Consider the following 13,649-nt stretch of genomic DNA (forward strand, 5'->3'; position numbering starts at 1 on the left):
GCGCGCCCTCCACGGCGTCAGAGCGCGGTGGGCACGCCGACCAGGCGGCTGGAGAGCGTCCAGAGGTCCCGGCCCAGCTGGCGGTCGCGCGCCTGCGCGGCGACGGCGCCGTCCGGCCGGAGCCCGTCGAAGTAGCTGCCGCTCGCCGCGCCGACGTCGGACTCGGACGCGAGTGTGATCAGCGGGACGGCGCCCGCCTCGGCCGAGATGCCCGGCGACCCGCTCAGCGACAGCAGCGACATCAGGCGCGAGTCGGCGCCGAAGCCCGTCGCGACGACGCCCGGGTGGAACGAGTAGGCGTCGACGGCGGTCGGCAGCAGGCGCTCGGCCAGCTCTCGGACGAACAGGATCGTGGCGAGCTTCGAGGTGCCGTAGGCGCGCCAGCCGCCCAGCCACGGCCCGCGCCGGCGGTCGAGGTCGTCGAGCGAGAGCCGGCCGATCCGGTGGGCGGCGCTCGCGGTGCCGATCACCCGTGCGCCGGGACGCTCGCGGCCCGTCTCGATCAGGCGGGGGAGCAGGAGCCGCGTCAGCAGGAACGGGGCCAGGTGATTGCTCTGGATCGTCCGCTCGTGCCCGTCGACCGTCTCGCCGCGGTGCGAGACGAGACCGCCGGCGTTGTTCGCGAGCACGTCGATGCCGTCGTAGCAGGCGAGCAGGGCCGCGGCGAGGTCCCGCACGTCGTCGAGGCGGTCGAAGTCGGCGACGAACGGATCGCCGCCGATCTCCTCGGCGACCGCGCGGGTCCGCTCGGGGTTCCTGCCGACGACGGCGACGCGGGCGCCGGCCGCGGCCAGCGCACCGGCCGCGACCCGGCCGATACCGGAGCTGGCTCCGGTGAGGACGACGACGCGCCCCGTCTGATCAGCGACCACGGACGTAGCCGCCCTTCTCCAGCCCGGCCTCGATCTCGAAGCGGTTCTGCAGCGCATCGCGCCCGGCGACGAAGTACAGCAGCGGGAACCACATCCCGTAGGTGCGCCACTGCTCCTTGTGCACCGCCTCGTGCTCCAGCACGCGGTCCGACGCGTTGGTGCCGGTCAGGTAGCTCGTGCCGACGCAGGAGCCGCCGCGGCCGAACGCCCAGGAGGGCAGACCGGTGAAGACGACGAGCCCGTTGCGGCGCTCGATCGGACCCGTGCTCCAGAGCGCGCCCCAGGCCAGCCCGACCGCGCAGGCGAAGAGGTAGCCGGGCCGGGTGATCGCCGGGTCGAGGGCGACGACCGCGACCGCGCGCCGCAGGGCGCTCACGCGCTGTCGCGCCCGTAGGTCTCGAGCAGGCGCAGCCAGACCTCGCTGATGGTCGGATAGGAGGGGACGGCGTGCCAGAGGCGGGAGAGCGGGACCTCGCCGACGACGGCGATCGTCGCGGAGTGCACGAGCTCGCCGACCTCCTTGCCGACGAACGTGACGCCGAGCAGGACCTTGCGGTCCTCGTCGACGACCATCCGGGCGGTGCCCGTGTAGCCGACGGCGGCCAGCGAGGCGCCGGCGACGGAGCCGATCTCGTAGTCGACGACCCGGGTGCGGTAGCCGGCCTTCTCGGCCGCGGCGGCGGTGAGGCCGACGGAGGCGACCTCGGGGTCGGTGAAGACGACCTGCGGCACGGCCTCGTGGTCGGCCGTGGCGACGTGCGCGCCCCAGGGCGCGTCCTTCACCTCGCCGCCGGTGCTGCGCGCGACGATGACGTCTCCGGCGGCGCGCGCCTGGTACTTGCCCTGGTGGGTGAGAAGTGCGCGGTGGTTGACGTCGCCGACGCCGTAGAGCCACGGGGAGCCGGAGCCGACGGGGGAGCCGTCCTCGCCGAGCACCAGCATCGTGTCGTCGACGTTCAGGGAGTCGCCCGGCTCGAGCCCGACGACCTCGAGGCCGATGTCGCGGGTCTGCGGGGCGCGGCCGGTGGCCGCGAGGATCTCGTCGGCCTCGACGACGTCGCCGCCCTCGAGGGTCACCGCGACGGTGCCGTCGGCGCGGCGCTCGACGGACGCGGGGGAGCCGCCGAGGCGGACGTCGACGCCGAGCTCGCGGAGGGCGTCGCCGACCAGCTCGCCGGCGAACGGCTCGAACGGGGCGAGCAGTCCGCTGCGGGCGAGCAGGGTCACGGTCGAGCCCATGCCGGCGTAGGCGGTCGCCATCTCGCAGGCGACGACACCGCCGCCGACGACCACCAGGCGGCCGGGGACGATCTCGGCGCTGGTCGCCTCGCGGCTCGTCCACGGCGAGGCGGCGCGCAGACCCGGGATGTCGGGGACGACGGCGCTGGTGCCGGTCGCGACGGCGACCGCGCTCCGGGCGTGCAGGACGCGGACGGAGCCGTCGGGGGCGGTGACGCTGACCTCGCGGACGCCGCTGAGGCGGCCGTGACCGCGGACGAGCTCGATGCCGGCGCCCTCGAGCCACTGCACCTGGCCGTGGTCGTCGAAGCCGCTGGTGACGGAGTCGCGGTGCGCCAGGAGCGCGGCGACGTCGACGCGGCCGGTGACGGCCTGGGCCGCTCCCGGGAGGTCGCGGGCGGCCCGCAGCGCCATCGGCGCGCGCAGCAGTGCCTTGGACGGCATGCAGGCCCAGTAGGAGCACTCGCCGCCCACCAGCTCGCTCTCGACGATCGCGGCGGTCAGCCCGCCCTGCACGGCGCGGTCGGCGATGTTCTCGCCGACCGGGCCCGCGCCGATGACGATCAGATCGAAGGTGTCGGCGGCCGCGGTGTCGGTGGCGGCGTCGGTGCTCGGCGTGGTCATGGTCTCTCCGGATCGTTCTCGGGGGCGGTTCGCCCGTTCTGTCCTGGACTCCGGCGCCGTGCGGCCCGGAGGGGATCGTCAGTGCGCGGGCACGATCTCGGCCCGCCAGCCGTCGTAGCGGCCGCCCTCGCGCTCGACGACCTCGATCACCTGGCGGAGGAAGGCGGTCGTCGCCTCCTCGTCCACCGCGGCGTGGTGGCTCGCGACCAGCACGAGGCGCAGGCGCAGGCGCGAGATCGCGATCTCGAAGCCGGAGGCGACGAGGGCGCGGCCCGCCCGGCGCGCCTTGGAGCGGCGGGAGAAGACGGCGAAGTGGTCGACCTCGCGCAGCTCCCAGACCTGGTCGCCGTAGCGCAGGCGCACCTCGAGCTGCTGCGCCGCGCGCTCGCGCTGGGCCTCGAGGACGGAGGTGTGCCGGGCCGCGGGGGCGGTGGTGGTCGGGAGGGACGTGGTCGCGGGTGCCTGCTCGCTCATCGGCCGGTGAACTCCGCTCGCGTCCGGGAGAGGAAGGCCTCCATGCCGATCCGCGCGTCGTCGGACGCGGCGAGTCTGGCCAGCTCGGCGGGCAGGGCGGCGGCCGCCTCGGCGTCGGAGGAGGCGACGGCGAGCCGTGCGCTCGCGAGTGCCGCCTGGACGGCGAGCGGAGCCTGCGCGGCGATCCGCTCGGCCAGGGCGCGGGCGGCCTCGGCGACGGTGCCGTCGGGCACCACCTCCTGGACGAGGCCGATCCGGTGCGCCTCGCGGGCGTCGAACTCGTCGCCGGTGAGGATCCAGCGCATCGCGTCGCCCCAGCCCGCGGCCCGCGGGAAGCGGAGGCTCGCGCCGCCGAAGGGCAGGATGCCCCGGGCGACCTCGATCTGGCCGAAGCGGGTCGACTCCTCGGCGAGGACGACGTCGCTCGCGAGCGCCAGCTCGATGCCGAGGGTGAGGCAGGTGCCCTGCAGGCCGATGACGACGGGCTTGGCCACCGGGCGGGTGCGGATCGCCCACGGGTCGAGGCCGCCCTCGGGCACGAAGTCGAGGCCGTCGCCACCGAGTCGCGGACCGATGTCGGCCAGGTCGAGGCCGGCGGTGAAGTGCGCGCCCTCGGCGAGGACCACGCCCGCGCGCAGCTCCGGATCGCGGTCGAGCTCGCCGTACGCGGCGGCCAGCTCGCCGAGGAGCCGGAAGTCGGCTGCGTTGCGCTTCTCGGGCCGGTCGAGGACGATCTCGAGCACGTGCCCGCGCCGCTCGGTGCGCACACGTCGCCGGTCGTCGCTCATCGGTCCTCCGCTCGGGTCGCGTCCGTCCATCTTGCCCGGTGCCGCCGACACCGGGTCGCGGCGGGGCGCCGATTCGGAGTCGGCGCTCAGGCCGGGCCGGCGCAGTCCGACGCCGGGGGAGCGCCGAGGCTCAGACTCCGCGGGTCGTCGCGCCGACCAGGCGCAGGATCGTCGGCAGGTCGTCGACCGCGGCGGTCGGCGAGGAGGGTGCGAACGAGGTGAGCCCCGCGCCCGCGAGCGGGAACCGGGCCCGCAGCGCCGCGAGGCACTCGACCAGCCGCGAGGCGGGGACGCCGAACGGCACGGGGTCGAAGAGACCGGCGACCTCGGCCGGGTCGAGGACGTCGAGGTCGATGTGCACGTAGACCGAGCCCGCGCCGGTCGCCTCGACGGCGGCGACGAGCGCCTCCGGATCGAGCGCGTCGACACCGAGGTGGGTCGCCCCGCGCTCGAGCAGTCCCTCGAGCTCGCCCGGGTCCGAGGCGCGGACGCCCGCGAGGACGACGTGCTCGTCGGCGATGCGGTCCGCGGCGGACGCGCTGAGCAGTCCGACGCCGCGGCCGAGGACGGCCGAGAGCACCATGCCGCAGAACGCGCCGCTGGGCGAGGTCTCCGGCGTGTTCGCATCCGGATGCGCGTCGAACCAGACCAGGGCGACGGGCTCGGACGAGCTGCGGACCGCGTGCCCGATCGCCGCGAACTCCACCCCGCAGTCGCCGCCGATCGTCACGATCGGTCCCGGCCGGCCCGCCAGCGCCTCGCGGACCCGCTCGGCGGTCACTGCGACGGACGCGTAGCGGCGGACTCCCGTGTCCTGAGCATCGCCCGCTTCGGCGGGGACGTCGACGACGACGGTGGCGGAGGAGGGCAGATCGCCGCGGATCGCCTCGGCTCCGTCGACCAGGCGCATGGCCCGCGTCGACGCGGACCCCTGCCACTGCGGGACAACGAGGAAGGACGCCATGTCCCTCACTATGGCACGCGGCTCCGAGGTGCGGAGGCGGGTGCGCCGCCCGCGCGGATCAGGCGGCGGGGAGCTCGCCGGGCGCGGCCGCGAGCGGATCCGCGGACGGCGCCCCGGGGCCGTCGAGGTCGAGCAGCGCCTCGTCGAGTGCCGAGCGGGCGCGGTCGTCGGCGGCCCGCGCCTGCTCGAGCGCCGCCGACGGGTCGGCGGCAGCGAGGCGCAGAGCCGCGTCCAGCTGGGCGCGGGTCTCGTCCGCGAGGATGCGCGGCGCGGCGCTCACCCGGTCCCCGTGGACGGCGGCCAGCAGGGCGACCGCATCCGCCCCGAGCAGGGCGACCGTGCGCGCGCCCTCGACCAGGAGCAGCTGCCGCTCGGCCTGCGCGCGGGGATCGCGGTAGCCGGCGACCACGGCGTCGAGCGCGGCGTCCGCCTCGAGCAGCAGGGCGAGCACGGCGGAGGGATCGTGCCGGACTTCCGAGGCGCGGGCGTCGTCGACGCTGAGCAGCAGGGCGGTCGCGGCGGCGCAGGCGGTCGCGACATCGGCGGCGGAGGCGAGCTGAGCCGTGGTCCGGACGTCGGTCAGGGTGGCCGCGCGGTCGAGGTCGTCGCGCACCGAGCGCTCCAGCGCGCTCAGCTGCGTCTCGGCGCGCTCGAGCAGCGCCGTCTGGGCCTCGACGGCGTCGAGCAGCGCGGCGGCGTCGTCGTCGTGCTCGGCCGCCGCCTCGATCGCCTCGCGGAGCGGTCGCACCTGCCGCTCGGAGGTGGTGCCCGCGAGCACGGAGACGTCGGCCCGGGAGCGGTGCAGACGCTCCGGGAGGGACGGGGTCGGCGAGGTCACTCCGTGATCGTACGGGCCCAGTGTTACCGCCCGTGTCGTCGCCGCTCGACCCGCCGCGCGCCCGTGCCCAGGATGGAGGCATGCCAGGAACGCTCGCCATCGTCGAAGTCGCTTCGACGCGCCCCGGTCGCGACGAGTACCACGCCTACGTGCAGATGCTGAACGGACGCATCCTCGGTCTCGCCCGCGAGCTGGGCTGGGAGGCGGAGCGCTTCGCCGCGGAGGACCTCGGCACAGCGGCGCTGCTCGAGCAGACGCTCGGCGCCGACGCGATCGTGCTGGCCGGCGGCGAGGACATCGCCCCCGAGCGCTACGGCGTCGCCCGCGGCTACGCCGGCGAGGGTCCGCACGCGGAGCAGGCCGACGCCGCCCAGATCGCGCTGGTCCGCCGGGCCCTGACCCGCCGCACGCCGCTGCTCGGCATCTGCCGCGGCCTCCAGATCGTCAACGTCGCCCTCGGCGGCACGCTCGTCCCCGACCTCGGCCCGGAGGCCGCGCACCTCAACGCCGATGCGCCGGTGCGCGAGCGCATGCACCGCCACGACGTCCTGCTCGCCGCCGAGTCGACCCTCCGCGGGCTCTTCGGAGCGGAGGTGCTCGCCGTGCAGAGCGCGCACCACCAGGCGGTCGACGCGCTCGCCCCGGGGCTGCGCATCGTCGCCCGTGCGGACGACGGCGTCGTCGAGGCGCTCGAGCACCGGGACGCGCCGATCGTCGGCGTGCAGTGGCACCCGGAGGACCCGGCGGCGCCGGCCGGGCAGCTCGCCGTCCTGCTCGAAGGACTCGCGCGCGCCACCGCCCAGCGCACGTCGGTCGAGGCCGTCGCCGCCTGAGCGCCGACGCCCCCGCACCGTCGTCGCGCGGAGCTCAGCCGGCCAGCCGCGCCATCCACGCCTCGATGTCGTCGGCCGAGCGGGGGATCCCGGCCGAGAGGTTCTCGGCGCCGTCCGCCGTGACCAGCACGTCGTCCTCGATCCGGACGCCGATGCCGCGCAGCTCCGCAGGGACGGTCAGATCGTCGGGCTGGAAGTAGAGTCCGGGCTCGATCGTGAAGACCATGCCGGCCTCGACGATCCCGTCCAGGTACATCTCGCGGCGGGCCTTCGCGCAGTCGTGCACGTCGAGACCCAGGTGGTGGCTGGTGCCGTGCACCATGTAGCGGCGGTGCTGCTGGTTGTCCGCCTCGAGCGCCTCCTCGGCGCTCACCGGCAGCAGTCCCCACTCGGCGGTGCGCCGGGCGATGACGGCCATCGCGGCGGCGTGCACCTCGCGGAAGCGGATGCCGGGGCGGACGATCGCGAACGCGGCGTCGGCCGCCTCCCGCACCGTCTCGTGCACGCGGCGCTGCGCCTCGGTGTACCGGCCGTCCACGGGGAAGGTCCGGGTGATGTCGGCGGTGTAGTAGCTCTCCTGCTCCACGCCGGCGTCGAGGAGGACCAGATCGCCGGGGCGCACCGGCCCGTCGTTGCGGGTCCAGTGCAGGATGCAGGCGTGCGCGCCGGCCGCGGCGATCGTGTCGTAGCCGACCGCGTTGCCGTCGGCGCGGGCGCGGCCGTTGAAGACGCCCTCGATCAGGCGCTCGCCGCGCTCGTGCCGGACGATGCGGGGCAGGTCGGCCAGGACGTCCTCGAAGCCGCGGGCGGTGGCGTCGACGGCGGCGCGCAGCTCGGCGATCTCGTACTCGTCCTTGACCAGGCGCAGCTCGGAGAGGTCGCGCTCGAGAGCGGCGTCGCGATCGGCCGCGTCGCCCTCCGCGTCGCTCGCGCGCGCGTCGAGGCGCGCGGTGACCAGCGGGTCGGCCTCGCGCAGGACCGCGACCGGGGCGCCCGCCGCGTCGAGGACGGCGTCGAGCTCCGCGATGCCCCGGGTCTCGAGGCCGAGGTCGCTCGCGACCTGGGCGAGGGAGGGCCGCGGGCCGATCCAGAACTCGCCGATCTCGGAGTTCGCGTAGAACTCGTCGGAGTCGCGACCGGCGCGCTCGCGGAAGTACAGCGTCGCGCTGTGGCCCTCGCCCGCGGGCTCGAGCACCAGGACGGCGCCCGGCTCCGAGTCGGAGCCCCAGCCGGTCAGCCAGGTGAAGGCGGAGTGCGCGCGGAACGGGTAGTCGGTGTCGTTGGCGCGCTGCTTCAGCCGCCCGGCGGGGACGATCAGCCGGACGCCGGTGTGCAGAGCGGAGAGGCGCTCGCGGCGGCCCGCGGCGAAGGCGGCCTGCTCGCGCGGCGCGGGCAGCGCCTCCTCGCGGTCGGCCCAGCCGGACGCGATGAAGTCGCGGAACCGGTCGGAGCCGGGCGTCGTGGAGCGGTTGGTCGTCGCGCGCGGCGTCGGGGCGGCGGCGACGGTCTCCGGTGCCGCGGTGGAGGTCTGCTCGTCCGTGTTCGTCATCCCCCCATTCTCCTCCTCCCGCCGCGAGCGGCGGTCGAGAGCACGATCAGGAGGACTCCTTGACCATCCCGCGGACGGAGAGCTGAGCGATCACCGGTCGGTGGTCGCTGCCGGCCTCGTCCTGGTCGTTGAGCACGTCGAAGCCGGAGACGTCCCAGCGGCCGGAGAACAGCACGTGGTCGATCGGAGCGGCGAGGCCCGTCGGGAGGCTCGTCGGCCAGGTGCCGACGGCGGCGGCGTTCGCGAGTCGCCCGGCGTCGGCGCAGCCGCCGAGATCGGAGTCGCCGGGGAGCGCCGACCAGTGGTCGAGCGTCGAGTTGAGGTCGCCCAGGACGACCAGGTCCTCCTCGGCGGTGCAGAGATCGGCCAGGCGCGCGAGGTCGCTGCGCCACTCGGTCGTCTGCGCGGGCAGGGGAGCGGTGGTGTGCACGGCGGCGATCACCGGGCGCTCCGCCGTGTCCGGGCGGGCGACGAGGGAGGGGCTGGTCGCGGTGGGCGTGCTCGCGGCGTCGACGGAGTAGCCGCCGAGGGACGGCGAGAGCAGGAGCGCCGTGCCGTCGGCGGGGCCCGTGCCCGCGACCAGGTGCAGCGTCATCGGCCGGCCGGCGGCCGCGAGGACGTCGACGACCTGCTGGGCGCGCTCCTGGGACACCTCGAGCAGGGCGACGGCGTCGCTGGCGTTCGCGTTCGCGAGCGCTGCGACCATCTCGGCGGGCACGCCGTCGTGCAGGAGGTTCCAGCTCAGGACGCGCAGATCGCCGAGGCGGTGCGCGCGCGGCGGGGCGGAGTCGCTCCCGCGGACCGCCTGCAGGCCGCCGAGGACGAGCGCGAAGGCGACCCCGATCGCGCTCAGGACGAGGGCGAGCCGGCGCACCGGCTCGACGAGAACGGCGACGACGACGAGGACCACCGCTCCGGCGACCGCGGCGAGGGCCGTGGCCGAGCGGAAGGAGACCAGCTGCGCGAAGGGCGTCTGACCGGCGATGCCGAAGAAGCCGGGTGCCGCGACCACCAGCAGCACGAGCGCCACTGCGAGCGCCACCGCGAACTTGACCAGTCGTGTCCCCATCCCGGCTCAGGCTAGGGCATCGATCCCGGGGAGTCCGCAGGACGCGCGTCTACGATGGCGACCATGCATGTCCCCGGAGGCGGGTACGACCTCCACACCCACTCGCTCGTCTCCGACGGGACCGAGCCGCCCGAGGTCCTCGTCCGAGCGGCGGCCGCGGCCGGTCTCGACGGCGTCGCGCTCACCGACCACGACACGACCCGCGGCTGGGAGGCGGCGATCGCCGCGGCCGGCGACGCGGGGATCGACCTGCTCACCGGCATGGAGCTGTCCTCCCGTGTCGGCTGGGCGAGCGTGCACGTGCTCGCGTACCTGCCCGATCCGGCCGATCCGGGTCTCGCGGCCGAGACGTCGCGGATCCGCTCGGAGCGCTCGCACCGCGCGCAGGCGATCGTCACGGCGATCGCGGCCGACTACGACCTCACCTGGGAGGACGTCCTCGCGCAGACCAGCCCCGGCACGACGATCGGGCGGCCGCACATCGCCGACGCGCTCGTCGCCCGCGGACTCGCGACCGACCGCTCGGCGGCGTTCGCGGGGATCCTCGACTGGCGCGGCGGCTACTTCCAGCCGCACTACGCACCGGACCCGGTCGAGGCCGTGCGGCTCGTGCGAGCCGCGGGCGGCGTCCCCGTGATCGCCCACCCGGCGACGAGCACCCGCGGCATCGTGATCGAGTCGCTGCTGCCGGATCTCGTCGACGCCGGGCTCTTCGGCCTCGAGGTCGAGCACCGAGAGAACACCGGCGAGGGCAAGCGGCGGCTGCGCGAGCTGGCGGCGCGCTACTCCCTGGTCACGACCGGGTCGAGCGACTACCACGGCACGGGCAAGCCGAACCGGCTCGGCGAGAACACGACCGCCCGCGCGACGGTCGACGCCATCCGCGGGGCGGCGCGCGCGAGCTGAGCCGCGCCGTCGGTACGGCGGGCGGGTCTCGAGACGCCGCTGCGCGGTTCCTCGACCAGCAGGTCTCTCCTGCTGATCGAGCAGCCCGCGGAGCGGGCGTCTCGAGATCCTCGGCGGCGGAGGCCTACGCGGAGCCGTCCGGGCGGGGGCTGCGGCGGCGCTGGCGGGTGCGGCGGCGGGGCTCGCTGTTGCCGTCGTGGTGCTCCTTGCTCTCGCTCGAGGGCGCCTGGCCGGCGGGCACCGACTCGGTCTCGGCGGTGGCGGGGGAGGACTCGGCGGAGTCACCGCCGCGGTTGCGGCGGCGCGGCTCGCGGCCGCCCTCGCGCGGCTCCCGCGGCTCGCGCTGACGGGTCGAGCGCTCGGGGCGCGCGTCCGCCTTCGCCTCGGCGGGCATGGGGGTCGGCTTCAGCCGCCCCTTCGTCCCGGCGGGGATGGCGAGGTCCTCGTAGAGGTGCGGCGACGAGGAGTACGTCTCGACGGGGTCGGGCTGGCCGAACTCGAGCGCGCGGTTGATGAGGGCCCACTTGTGCAGGTCCTCCCAGTCGACGAAGGTCACGGCGATGCCGGTCTTGCCGGCGCGACCGGTGCGGCCGACGCGGTGCAGGTAGGTCTGGTCGTCGTCCGGGATGGTGTGGTTGATCACGTGGGTGACGTCGTTGACGTCGATGCCGCGCGCCGCGACGTCGGTCGCGATCAGGATGTCCTTCTTGCCTGCCTTGAACGCGGCCATCGCGCGCTCGCGCTGCTCCTGGTTGAGGTCCCCGTGCACGGCGGCGGCGTTGAAGCCGCGGTCGTTCAGCTCCTCGACGATGCGGGCGGCAGCGCGCTTGGTGCGGGTGAAGATGACGGTCTTGCCGCGACCCTCGGCCTGCAGGATGCGCGCGATGACCTCGTCCTTGTCGAGCGAGTGCGCCCGGTAGACGATGTGCTTGATGTTCGCCTGCGTGATGCCCTCGTCGGGGTCGGTCGCGCGGATGTGGATCGGCTTGTTCATGAAGCGGCGGGCCAGCGCGACGATCGCGCCGGGCATCGTCGCCGAGAAGAGCATGGTGTGGCGGGTGGCCGGGGTCTGCGCGAAGAGCTTCTCGATGTCGGAGAGGAAGCCGAGGTCGAGCATCTTGTCGGCCTCGTCGAGCACCATCGTCTGCACGCTCGCGAGCGAGAGCAGGCGCTGACCGGCGAGGTCGAGCAGGCGGCCCGGGGTGCCGACGACGATCTGCGCGCCGGCCTTGAGCTGCTCGATCTGCCCCTCGTAGGCCTTGCCGCCGTAGATGGAGACGATCTTGGTCGGCCGGTTGGAGGCGGCGAGCTCGATGTCCTCGGTGACCTGCACGGCGAGCTCGCGGGTCGGCACCACGATCAGCGCCTTGACGCCGGGCTCGGGGTCGTTGCCGAGGGCCTGGATGAGGGGGAGGCCGAAGCCGAAGGTCTTGCCGGTGCCGGTCTTGGCCTGCCCGATGATGTCCTGCTTCTGCAGGGCCAGCGGGATGGTCTGCTCCTGGATCGGGAACGGCTCGAGGATGCCCTTGGCGGCGAGTGCGGCGACGATGTCGTCGTCGATCTTGAGGTCGGAGAAAGTCACGGAGTGAAGCGCCTGTCGTGTCGAACGGTCCACGCCCCTGTACGACTCGGGCGCAGGGTCACCGATCCAGCGCCGGTGACATCCCGGCGAGTCTACCGCCACGGGGGTCGCCGGGCCCGGAAGCGCGGGCGGCGCGCGCTGTACACTGATCGGATGGCAGCCTGGTTCCGACGTCGACGTCCGCTCGGCGAAGCCCCCCGACTGACCCCGCGCGGCGAGGCGACGAGCAAGCGCGACCGCGTGGACCTGGCCGATCTGACCCCGGAGCTGCTGCCCTACCTCGGGCAGGTCGCCTACCTCCAGCTGGCCGTCTTCGAGGCGCTGGCCCGCGGAGTGGCGGGCACGGACGACCTCGCCGACAAGGAGGCGATCTCGGCGGCGGCGGGCACCGCGCTCGCGAAGCACCACGCGGTCGTCGCCGAGCTGCGCCGGCGCGATGTCGAGCCGAGTGAGGCGATGGCGCCGTTCCGGCCCGCGATCGACACCTTCGAGCACCTCACCCGCGGCGCGGACCTGCACGAGACGCTGCTGTCGGCGTACATCACGGCCGGGCTGCTCGACGACTTCTTCATCCGGCTCACCGGCGGGCTGCCGAACGACGTCGGACCGCGGATCGCGCAGACCCTGGGCGCCGACACCGGCATCGACGGGCTCGTCGCGATCCTCCGCCGCGAGATCGCCGCCGACGAGCGGCTCGGCTCCCGGCTGGCGGTCTGGGGGCGCCGGCTGGTCGGCGACACGCTCCTCGTCGCCCGCTCGGCGCTGATGGGCTCGGGCAACCCGGACTCGGACGAGTCGCGGATCGAGCCGGTCTTCACCGAGCTGATCGCCTCGCACACCCGTCGGATGGACGCGCTCGGGCTGACGGCCTGACGCGCCGGCGCGGCTGTCAGCCGGAGCTCGGTCTGTGCCGCACCTCATGCTGGTCGAGCAGCCCCGGAGGGGCGTATCGAGACCCGCCGTCGTCAGCAGGGCGGGGCTGCAGAGTCAGGTTCTGACGGTGGTGGATCTCGATACGCCCGCTGCGCGGGCTACTCGATCAGCATGAAGGCGACAGCCACCGGCCGGTCGATCAGCATGGAAGTGGCCGCTGCGGGCTGCTCGATCAGCACGGAGGAAGTGCGCGGCCGCCCGGTCAGTCGTCGATGAAGCCGGGGACGTGGGCCAGCGTGGCGATCGTGCGGGCGCGGCCCCACTCGACGTGGGCGTGGGCGACGGAGACGGCGAGCGGGGCGTCGCCGGCGGCGACCGCCTCGGCGAGCCGGACGTGCTCCTCGTGGCGGATGCCCGGCTCGGCCTGGATGTTGGCGATGTTGAGGCGGTTGCTGCGCTCGTCGAGCGGCTGCATCGTGGTGATCAGGAGCCGGTTGCCCGCGATCGCCTCGATCGCGCCGTGGATGCGGCCGCTCTCGGAGTGGAAGCGCGCGAGGTCGCCGGCGGCCAGTGCGGCGCTCGCCTCCGCGACCACGGCGGTCAGTGCCGAGGCGTCGGCGCCGCGGGCCACCGCCTCCGCGGCCTTGCGGGCGACGAGCGGCTCGAGCGCGGAGCGGATGTCGTAGAGCTCGTCCACGTCGCGCCGCCGGACGATCGACACGACGGCGGTGCTGCGCGGGCGCACGGTGACCAGGCCGGCCAGCTCGAGCCAGGGCAGGGCCTCGCGGATCGGGACGCGCGACACGGCGAGCTCGGTCGCCAGGTCGCGCTCGCGGATCGGCTCGCCCGCCGGCAGCCGGCCGTCGAGGATCCGTGCGCGCAGCTCCTCGTACACGCGCTGCGACATCGTCTGCGCAGGGCTCTTCGTCGGCATCGGCGCTCCAGTCGGTCTACCCGTTCTCCGTCCTCGAAGGGTAGCGGGCGGCGGAGGACGGACCTGGCGGCCCTTGTAACGCCGTCTTCATCTGCCTGAAACAC

General features: G+C 74.8%; 14 protein-coding genes. 3 read left to right on the forward strand and 11 right to left on the reverse strand.

Annotated elements, in window-relative coordinates:
* Positions 1-17: 17 nt before the first annotated feature.
* The 7 genes from HRK28_RS12565 to HRK28_RS12595 form a co-directional block, all read right to left on the reverse strand.
* The gene (locus HRK28_RS12565; protein ID WP_367948412.1) at positions 18-872 is read right to left on the reverse strand and encodes an SDR family NAD(P)-dependent oxidoreductase; all 855 of its coding nucleotides are present in this window, start codon (positions 870-872) and stop codon (positions 18-20) included.
* On the reverse strand, positions 862-1,248 hold the full coding sequence (locus tag HRK28_RS12570; RefSeq protein ID WP_367948413.1) for a Fe-S oxidoreductase: 387 nt from the start codon (positions 1,246-1,248) through the stop codon (positions 862-864). Before HRK28_RS12570 ends, HRK28_RS12565 begins: the two co-directional genes overlap by 11 nt.
* The gene (locus HRK28_RS12575) at positions 1,245-2,735 is read right to left on the reverse strand and encodes an NAD(P)/FAD-dependent oxidoreductase (RefSeq protein ID WP_173251792.1); all 1,491 of its coding nucleotides are present in this window, start codon (positions 2,733-2,735) and stop codon (positions 1,245-1,247) included. Before HRK28_RS12575 ends, HRK28_RS12570 begins: the two co-directional genes overlap by 4 nt.
* 78 nt (positions 2,736-2,813) lie before the next feature.
* The gene (locus tag HRK28_RS12580) at positions 2,814-3,209 is read right to left on the reverse strand and encodes a ribonuclease E inhibitor RraB (protein WP_160090415.1); all 396 of its coding nucleotides are present in this window, start codon (positions 3,207-3,209) and stop codon (positions 2,814-2,816) included.
* A complete protein-coding gene (locus tag HRK28_RS12585) occupies positions 3,206-3,997 on the reverse strand; it encodes a crotonase/enoyl-CoA hydratase family protein (RefSeq protein WP_173251794.1) in 792 nt (263 codons plus the stop codon). The genes HRK28_RS12580 and HRK28_RS12585 overlap by 4 nt, the downstream gene beginning before the upstream one ends.
* Positions 3,998-4,127: 130 nt before the next feature.
* Positions 4,128-4,961 carry an arginase family protein gene (locus tag HRK28_RS12590; RefSeq protein WP_173251796.1) on the reverse strand — a complete coding sequence of 278 codons (834 nt, stop codon included), beginning with the start codon at positions 4,959-4,961 and terminating at the stop codon, positions 4,128-4,130.
* Positions 4,962-5,019: 58 nt separating this feature from the next.
* Entirely contained in the window at positions 5,020-5,799 is a 780-nt protein-coding gene (locus HRK28_RS12595; protein ID WP_173251798.1) for a hypothetical protein, read from the reverse strand.
* An 80-nt stretch (positions 5,800-5,879) separates the two neighbouring features.
* On the opposite strand from HRK28_RS12595, the gene HRK28_RS12600 reads away from it, so the two are divergent.
* Positions 5,880-6,632 carry a gamma-glutamyl-gamma-aminobutyrate hydrolase family protein gene (locus HRK28_RS12600; protein ID WP_173251800.1) on the forward strand — a complete coding sequence of 251 codons (753 nt, stop codon included), beginning with the start codon at positions 5,880-5,882 and terminating at the stop codon, positions 6,630-6,632.
* Between the two features lie 34 nt (positions 6,633-6,666).
* Here HRK28_RS12600 and HRK28_RS12605 read toward each other — a convergent pair whose 3' ends face one another.
* Positions 6,667-8,181: an aminopeptidase P family protein gene (locus HRK28_RS12605; RefSeq protein ID WP_173251801.1), complete on the reverse strand. Its 1,515-nt coding sequence runs from the start codon at positions 8,179-8,181 to the stop codon at positions 6,667-6,669.
* A 46-nt stretch (positions 8,182-8,227) separates the two neighbouring features.
* On the reverse strand, positions 8,228-9,250 hold the full coding sequence (locus HRK28_RS12610; RefSeq protein ID WP_160090409.1) for an endonuclease/exonuclease/phosphatase family protein: 1,023 nt from the start codon (positions 9,248-9,250) through the stop codon (positions 8,228-8,230).
* Positions 9,251-9,313: 63 nt separating this feature from the next.
* On the opposite strand from HRK28_RS12610, the gene HRK28_RS12615 reads away from it, so the two are divergent.
* The gene (locus HRK28_RS12615; protein ID WP_173251803.1) at positions 9,314-10,156 is read left to right on the forward strand and encodes a PHP domain-containing protein; all 843 of its coding nucleotides are present in this window, start codon (positions 9,314-9,316) and stop codon (positions 10,154-10,156) included.
* A 124-nt stretch (positions 10,157-10,280) separates the two neighbouring features.
* On the opposite strand, the gene HRK28_RS12620 is transcribed toward HRK28_RS12615, so the two are convergent.
* A complete protein-coding gene (locus tag HRK28_RS12620) occupies positions 10,281-11,738 on the reverse strand; it encodes a DEAD/DEAH box helicase (protein ID WP_160090407.1) in 1,458 nt (485 codons plus the stop codon).
* Between the two features lie 153 nt (positions 11,739-11,891).
* On the opposite strand from HRK28_RS12620, the gene HRK28_RS12625 reads away from it, so the two are divergent.
* The gene (locus HRK28_RS12625) at positions 11,892-12,611 is read left to right on the forward strand and encodes a ferritin-like fold-containing protein (protein WP_160090406.1); all 720 of its coding nucleotides are present in this window, start codon (positions 11,892-11,894) and stop codon (positions 12,609-12,611) included.
* 262 nt (positions 12,612-12,873) lie between these two features.
* On the opposite strand, the gene HRK28_RS12630 is transcribed toward HRK28_RS12625, so the two are convergent.
* Entirely contained in the window at positions 12,874-13,545 is a 672-nt protein-coding gene (locus HRK28_RS12630; RefSeq protein ID WP_173251804.1) for a GntR family transcriptional regulator, read from the reverse strand.
* Positions 13,546-13,649: the final 104 nt, after the last annotated feature.

The organism is Rathayibacter sp. VKM Ac-2835, from assembly GCF_013266705.1.
Taxonomy (GTDB): Bacteria; Actinomycetota; Actinomycetes; order Actinomycetales; family Microbacteriaceae; genus Rathayibacter.

Excerpts from the sequence above, each read along its gene's own strand:
- HRK28_RS12575 (WP_173251792.1), bottom strand. The coding sequence starts at position 2,735 with ATGACCACGCCGAGCACCGACGCCGCCACCGACACCGCGGCCGCCGAC.
- HRK28_RS12580 (WP_160090415.1), bottom strand. The coding sequence starts at position 3,209 with ATGAGCGAGCAGGCACCCGCGACCACGTCCCTCCCGACCACCACCGCC.
- HRK28_RS12585 (WP_173251794.1), bottom strand. The coding sequence starts at position 3,997 with ATGAGCGACGACCGGCGACGTGTGCGCACCGAGCGGCGCGGGCACGTG.
- HRK28_RS12590 (WP_173251796.1), bottom strand. The coding sequence starts at position 4,961 with ATGGCGTCCTTCCTCGTTGTCCCGCAGTGGCAGGGGTCCGCGTCGACG.
- HRK28_RS12600 (WP_173251800.1), top strand. The coding sequence starts at position 5,880 with ATGCCAGGAACGCTCGCCATCGTCGAAGTCGCTTCGACGCGCCCCGGT.
- HRK28_RS12605 (WP_173251801.1), bottom strand. The coding sequence starts at position 8,181 with ATGACGAACACGGACGAGCAGACCTCCACCGCGGCACCGGAGACCGTC.
- HRK28_RS12610 (WP_160090409.1), bottom strand. The coding sequence starts at position 9,250 with ATGGGGACACGACTGGTCAAGTTCGCGGTGGCGCTCGCAGTGGCGCTC.
- HRK28_RS12615 (WP_173251803.1), top strand. The coding sequence starts at position 9,314 with ATGCATGTCCCCGGAGGCGGGTACGACCTCCACACCCACTCGCTCGTC.
- HRK28_RS12625 (WP_160090406.1), top strand. The coding sequence starts at position 11,892 with ATGGCAGCCTGGTTCCGACGTCGACGTCCGCTCGGCGAAGCCCCCCGA.
- HRK28_RS12630 (WP_173251804.1), bottom strand. The coding sequence starts at position 13,545 with ATGCCGACGAAGAGCCCTGCGCAGACGATGTCGCAGCGCGTGTACGAG.